This is a genomic window from Pseudomonas folii (assembly GCF_014357575.1).
GTDB lineage: Bacteria > Pseudomonadota > Gammaproteobacteria > Pseudomonadales > Pseudomonadaceae > Aquipseudomonas > Aquipseudomonas folii.
The window spans coordinates 23022-29685 of the sequence record NZ_JACONW010000067.1 but is presented as its reverse complement, the minus strand read 5'-3'; the positions used below and the strand labels follow the sequence as shown (position 1 = coordinate 29685).

Here is a 6664-nt window from a genome sequence, read left to right as displayed (position 1 = left end):
CTTCCCGGCTAAAGCCGGTCCCACGTCGTTACATTAGCTTGCAGGCAGACATAGCATTCCCGGCAGGAAAACGCATTCCAGTTCAAATGAATGCGTGATGGCATCCTATAGCCAATGAAGCTACCTCGACGAATCCTGCTCAGCCGCTGGCGTCTCATCGGCAACCGCTTCAGGCTCCGCCTCCGGCGCGCCATCCAGCAGATCCGGACCTTCATCCTCGTCATCAGCCAACGTTTCCACCACCAGCCCCACTGGCGCTGACAACAAACTTGGATCAGTCACGCCAGTCAGCTTCTTGCGCAACCGCTGCAAGTCCGCGACGGTCAGCTTCAACAACCGGGCAGGCTTGGTCTTGAGCAGAGTCGTCACGCTGTCCTCGTCACCCAGGCGCGCCATGTGTCCGGCCAGGTTCATGACCAACACTTCGCGGGTATAAACCCCGGTGTTGTACTGATAAACCGACGACGTCAGCTCCCGCAATTCAAGTGGCAAACGCCAGCGGACACGCAGCGCCGAACCGTAAGCGGCAGAGTACTGTTCCAGCGCTTTTTCGATCTGTTGATCATCCAGCTTGCCACCGGCCAGCAGCCATTCCTGCAAACAACCCAGCACCGCGAGATCGCCCAGTGACAGCAGCAGCCCCGCGCAGAAACAACGTTCGGGGTCGACTTCAAGCATGCCCGCCAACACCCGCGCGTATTCCGCGGTACGTTGCGACATCTCCCAGAACTCGCTGGCCTTCATCTGCAACGCATTGTTGGTCAGGATCGACACGCGCTTCTTGGTCAACGCGGAAACAATGCTGGCACTCTGCGGAGCCCCCAGAAGCGCCAGCGCCGCACCCAGCGTCTGCACAGGCTTGACCAGATGCTTGGCAGCCGTATTGGCAGCGGCAATCAGCACCGCGGTGATATGTGGATCGCTGCGCAGCTCTTGCTCAAGCAAGGTCGCATCGACGCCACTGCCTACCTGGCTGAGCTTCAAGGCGGTGGCGACATCCACAAATAACGGCGCACCGTCGGCGGTGTCCCGGTGTTTTTCGAGGTACTTGCTCAGCGTCTGACCCGGTGCGAGCGCTGGCACTGCACCCGGCACCGGACACGCCAGCAGCAAGCCTTCAATGCGCTGGCGCAGCTTTTCAGTGTCCAGCGGCTTGGTCAGGTACGCCGTAGGCGCCAATGGCACGACCTCGCGAACACTGGCCGTGTCACCGCGATTACTGATCAGGATAAAAGGCAATGGAGGCTGACGACGCAAACCGCGCACGCCACGCAACAGACTCAAACCGTCGACAACAGGCAACTCTCTGGCGGCGATGATCAGATCAGGGATGTGTTTCTTCATGAACTCGACGGCCTGCTTGCCATCGCTGCAAATCTCGAGCGCAACATCGTCACGCACGCTCAGGATCAACTCACTGAGCGTTTCACGAATCCATGGATCGGACTCAGCAATCAATACCCGAGGTCCCGCAGGTAAATCTACAGCTGTCATCAGAACTCTCTCGTCGAGCAACTCATAACCAATGAACTGAAATGTATTTCCGTAGGAGCTGCCGAAGGCTGCGAAGCGGTGTATCAGACACTACGCCATTCGCAGCCTTCGGCAGCTACTACACGTTCACGTCTTGCAGCACGAACGTACTGTGTCAGGAGCATTTTTAAATCCTCAACAGCAATGCACCCACCTTAGCCAATGCATACGAAGGGATATAGATAAAAACCCTCATTTACCCCTTTTAAACGCAAAAAAACCCGCCGAAGCGGGTCTTTTTTGTCCGTTTGGTCACATTTTAATCAATTGCGACCCTGGCATTTTCACGCCAGCTCAGCGAAACATTCTTCGATGATTGCCAGACCTTTATCCAGTTGCTCGTCCGGCGAGGTCAGCGGTACCAGCACGCGCAACACGTTGCCGTAGGTGCCGCACGACAGCAGGATCAAACCCTTGTCGCGAGCCTTGGCCACAACCTGCGCAACAGCAGCGGCGTTGGGCTTGTGGGAGTCGCCGTTTTCGAACAGCTCAACCGCGATCATCGCACCCATCGCACGGACTTCACCGATTACCGGGTATTTGGCCTGAATGGCCTTGAGGCCCGTCACCAGACGCTCGCCGACCGCTTTGCAACGATCCAGCAGATGCTCTTCTTCAAAAACCTGCAACACCGCCAGCGCAGCAGCACAGGCCACCGGGCTACCGGCATAAGTGCCGCCCAGACCGCCTGGGGCGATGGCGTCCATGTATTCAGCTTTACCGCACACACCGGCCAGCGGGAAACCGCCCGCGATGGACTTGGCGAAAGTCGTCAGGTCAGCGGTCACGCCCATCTGTTCCATGGCGAAGAACGTACCGGTACGACCCGCGCCCGTCTGCACTTCGTCAGCGATCAACAGGATGCCGTGCTTGTCGCACAGTTCGCGCAGGCGAGCCATGAACGCTTTCGGCGCCACGTAGAAACCACCTTCGCCCTGAACCGGCTCGATGATGATTGCCGCGATGTCTTTAGGCTCAGCATCGTTCTTGAAGATGCGCTCGATGCTGGCGATGGAATCGTCGACGCTGATGCCATGCAGTTCACACGGGTACAGCGCACGGAAAATACCGCCCGGCATCAGGCCCATGCCTGCCGAGTAAGGCACGACTTTACCGGTCAGGCCCAAGGTCATCATGGTGCGACCGTGGTAAGCGCCGGTGAACGCGATCACGCCAGCACGGCCAGTGGCAGCGCGAGCAATCTTCACGGCGTTCTCTACCGCTTCGGAACCGGTAGTGACCAGCAGGGTTTTCTTAGCGAAATCACCTGGCACCTTGGCGTTGATCTTCTCGCACAGCTCAACGTAGGGCTCGTAGGCCAGCACCTGGAAGCAGGTGTGAGTCAGCTTGGTCAGTTGCTCTTGCACGGCGGCAATGATTTTCGGGTGCAGGTGACCGGTGTTCAGTACGGCGATACCGCCCGCGAAGTCGATGAACTCACGACCTTCAACGTCGGTAACCGTGGCGTTCTTCGCGGACTCAGCGAAGATCGGGTGGATCTGGCCAACACCGCGTGGAACAGCGGCTTCGCGGCGTTGCATCAATTCTGCGTTTGTCTGGGTCATGTTTCCTCATTCGCCGCTCATCGGTCGGCGTGGTTCAAGGATCAAGCGGCGGATCAACGCGTGACAGCATTCGATGATCGACTGTCACGGCCTCCGGCCACCAAAAAGGTTTTGGGTGCCACTAAAAACCGCCGAAACGTCGCTCTCGCGCCCCGGCGGCTGCAACCCCCTGCGTTAAACCGACAGGCAGAGGTACTTGATTTCCAGATAATCTTCGATGCCGTACTTCGAGCCTTCACGGCCCAGACCCGAGGCCTTGATGCCGCCGAACGGCGCGACTTCGTTGGAGATCAGGCCGGTGTTGATACCCACCATGCCGTACTCCAGCGCTTCAGCAACGCGGAACACGCGGCTCATGTTCTGAGCATAGAAGTACGACGCCAGACCAAACTCAGTGTCGTTGGACATGGCGATCACTTCAGCTTCGTCTTTGAAGCGGAACAGCGGCGCCAGCGGGCCGAAGGTTTCTTCTTTGGCAACGGCCGCATCTTTGGACACGTTGACCAGAATAGTCGGCTCGAAGAAATTGCCTTCGATGCTGTTGCCACCGAACAGCACTTTCGCGCCTTTGCTCACCGCATCCGCAATGTGCTCTTTAACCTTCGCCACCGCCTTGCCGTCGATCAGCGGGCCAGTGGTGGTGCCTTCTTCCAGACCGTTACCGATCTTCAGCTTGGCCACTGCGACCTTGAGCTTTTCAGCGAACGCATCGTAAACCGCGTCCTGCACGTAGATCCGGTTGGCGCAGACACAGGTCTGACCGTTGTTGCGGTACTTGGAAATGATCGCGCCTTCGACGGCCTTATCCAGATCCGCATCGTCGAACACGATGAACGGCGCGTTGCCGCCCAGTTCCAGCGAGACCTTCTTGATGTCCTTGGAGCATTCAGCCATCAACTGGCGACCAATCTCGGTCGAGCCGGTGAAGGACAGCTTGCGCACGATCGGGTTACCGGTCAGTTCGCTGCCAATATCGCCCGCGCTGCCAGTGACAACGCTGAACACGCCCGCCGGGATGCCTGCACGCTCGGCCAGTTCAGCCAGCGCCAGTGCGGAGTAAGGGGTTTGCGAAGCAGGCTTGAGCACCATGGTGCAACCGGCAGCCAGCGCCGGACCCGCTTTACGGGTGATCATCGCAGCCGGGAAGTTCCAGGGCGTGATCGCGGCGGTCACACCAATCGGCTGCTTGAGCACGATCAGACGCTTGTCCGGCTGATGGCCCGGAATCACATCGCCGTAAACGCGCTTGGCTTCTTCCGCGAACCACTCAATAAAGGAAGCGGCATAACCGATCTCGCCTTTGGCCTCGGCCAGCGGCTTGCCCTGCTCCAGCGTCATCAAGCGAGCCAGGTCATCCTGATTCTCGATCATCAGCTCAAACCAGCGACGCAGCTTGTTGCCACGGTCCTTGGCGGTCAGTGCACGCCAGGCGGGCAACGCCTTGTCAGCCGCTTCAATCGCACGACGGGTTTCAGCAGCGCCCATCTTCGGCACGGTGCCCAGGACTTCATCCGTTGCCGGGTTGTTGACCTTGATCGTCTCACCATTGTCCGCATCCAGCCAGGCGCCATTGATATAGGCTTGCTGGCGGAACAACGTGGAATCTTTGAGCTGCATGTCGGCCTCCGCTTTGATATACCGAAAATGCGCCGCACACCGGCGGAGCAAGTTTTTGATCGTTCAAAAGGCGCCTCGAACAAGGCCGCCATCAGGAAATCATTCGCCGGCCCCCGCAACGCAGGGTCACAAAGTGCAGGAAAACCGGACAAGAGCGTTTGAAATCTCAAACGAATCCTAGGGACTGCTAGGGCAAAGGACAATAGGCCGTTCGAAAAAAAGAACGCAATTGCCAACATCCGCCGAATTTTCTGATCAGCGTCGTCCAAACACCTTGAAACGTGCAAAATCAACAACAGCACTCACCAGCATGGACGCCCGCCAACCAGATGAGTATCATGGCGCCCGCATTGCACCAGTAGCTCAGCTGGATAGAGTACTGCCCTCCGAAGGCAGGGGTCGTGGGTTCGAATCCCGCCTGGTGCACCATATTTGATTTCAGGGCTGGATTAGCAGCCTGAGATTCACTCGAAGCCCGCCTTGTGCGGGCTTTGTTGTTTTTGGCAGAACATCTCTGCGTGCACCGGTAGTGGATTGGTGGAAGCGCCAATTCGCCATAAGGGTTATGCAGCCCAGCGAAACCCTCGAAACCAAATCGGACGCCCAAGCCTGGGCCCGCATGATCGAAAGCGAAATCGACCGGGGCATCTTTGTCTCTCGCGTCGAGGCTGAACGCACCGCCTTCCATCAACTCGTTGATCGCTACGTCTCCGAGATCGCTCCGAAGCACAAAGGCGCGTACTCGGAAATCAAACGCCTGGAAGCGCTCAAGCGTCATCCGCTGGCTACGCGCCTCTTTGCCACCTTCACCTCTTCAGATTTTGTCCGTTACCGTGACGGGCGTCTGAAGATCCGCAAAGGCAATACGGTGAAACGTGAGCTGGCTTTGTTTCAGTGCGTGATTGAGGTCGCCCGCCGCGAATGGGGCATTCATCTGGCCGAGAATCCAATCAGGATGGTCAGCCGCCCCAGCTACAACGACGAGCGCTCGCGACGGCTCGATCCAATTGAAGAGCAATACATGCTCGGAGCCTTGGAGCTTCGTGAGCGACGTGCTGATGGGACCTACGCCGATGCATCACACAATCCCTGGATACGGCCCATCGTCCAACTCGCGATTGAGACAGCCATGCGCCGTGGCGAGATTTTCGAGCTGCGCTGGAAGCATGTGAACCTGGAACGTAGAACCGCGCACCTACCCGCGACGAAGAACGGACTGCCCAGAACCGTCCCGCTTTCACCGAACGCTATTCAGTTGCTGAAGGATTTACCGCGCTCGCTGTGCGGGCGAGTCTTCCCCACCACTGCAGATGCCCTCAAGAAGGCATTTGTGAGAGGTCTGGAGCGTGCGAGGCTGAAATACTTGGGAGATTGCGACGTAGCGCAGGTCACGCCTCAGGAAGACTTCCTGATCAATCTACGGTTTCACGACCTGCGGCATGAAGCGACCTGTCGGCTCGCGACCAAGCTGCCGAATTTGATCGAGCTCGCGAGCGTGACGGGGCATCGGGAGGTGAACATGCTCAAGCGTTACTACAACATCACAGCGGAAGAGTTGGCAGCGAAGCTAGCTTGATCGAACCACACCCGTCGGTGGGGTAATTGCACAGACGGAGCATCATTTGCGCACGGCTGACCAGTCGTGTGCGTTGGAAGAGGCCAGCAGACTGTGTGTCTTTGACCGGCAGAAGTCGACCCAAATCAGCCCTCCACGTTTGCCAGCAGCCGAAAGCGATCTAACAGCGCTCCTGCAGAACCTGAGTCGTTCAGATTTTGCGGTGAGTGTAGGCAACCTCATTTCCACAATGATCTGTCACCTCTTAGAAGACAACGTTGTGCCATAGCAGTCTCCAAGCACTGTCAATGTTGAAGCTCTGCAATAAAGCCGAGACACGGATCGGATGCCTACAGCCTGAGGCAGCGCCATGAGGGTGGTATCGACCGGAAAT

Annotated in this window: 4 protein-coding genes and 1 tRNA gene; 2 read left to right on the top strand and 3 right to left on the bottom strand. The window is 57.8% G+C overall.

The window, feature by feature from the left end:
• Positions 1-120: 120 nt before the first annotated feature.
• The 3 genes from H8S59_RS15060 to gabD all read right to left on the bottom strand — a co-directional run bounded on the left by H8S59_RS15060 (position 121) and on the right by gabD (position 4715).
• A complete protein-coding gene (locus H8S59_RS15060; RefSeq protein ID WP_187521921.1) occupies positions 121-1494 on the bottom strand; it encodes an HDOD domain-containing protein in 1374 nt (457 codons plus the stop codon).
• 323 nt (positions 1495-1817) lie between these two features.
• Positions 1818-3098 carry a 4-aminobutyrate--2-oxoglutarate transaminase gene (gabT, locus tag H8S59_RS15055; RefSeq protein WP_187521920.1) on the bottom strand — a complete coding sequence of 427 codons (1281 nt, stop codon included), beginning with the start codon at positions 3096-3098 and terminating at the stop codon, positions 1818-1820.
• A gap of 174 nt (positions 3099-3272) precedes the next feature.
• The gene (gene gabD / locus H8S59_RS15050) at positions 3273-4715 is read right to left on the bottom strand and encodes an NADP-dependent succinate-semialdehyde dehydrogenase (protein ID WP_187521919.1); all 1443 of its coding nucleotides are present in this window, start codon (positions 4713-4715) and stop codon (positions 3273-3275) included.
• Between the two features lie 352 nt (positions 4716-5067).
• Here gabD and H8S59_RS15045 point away from each other — a divergent pair.
• Positions 5068-5144, top strand: a tRNA-Arg gene (locus H8S59_RS15045).
• A 136-nt stretch (positions 5145-5280) separates the two neighbouring features.
• Positions 5281-6291, top strand: a complete 1011-nt coding sequence (locus H8S59_RS15040; RefSeq protein ID WP_246475320.1) for a site-specific integrase — start codon at positions 5281-5283, stop codon at positions 6289-6291.
• Positions 6292-6664 lie beyond the last annotated feature (373 nt).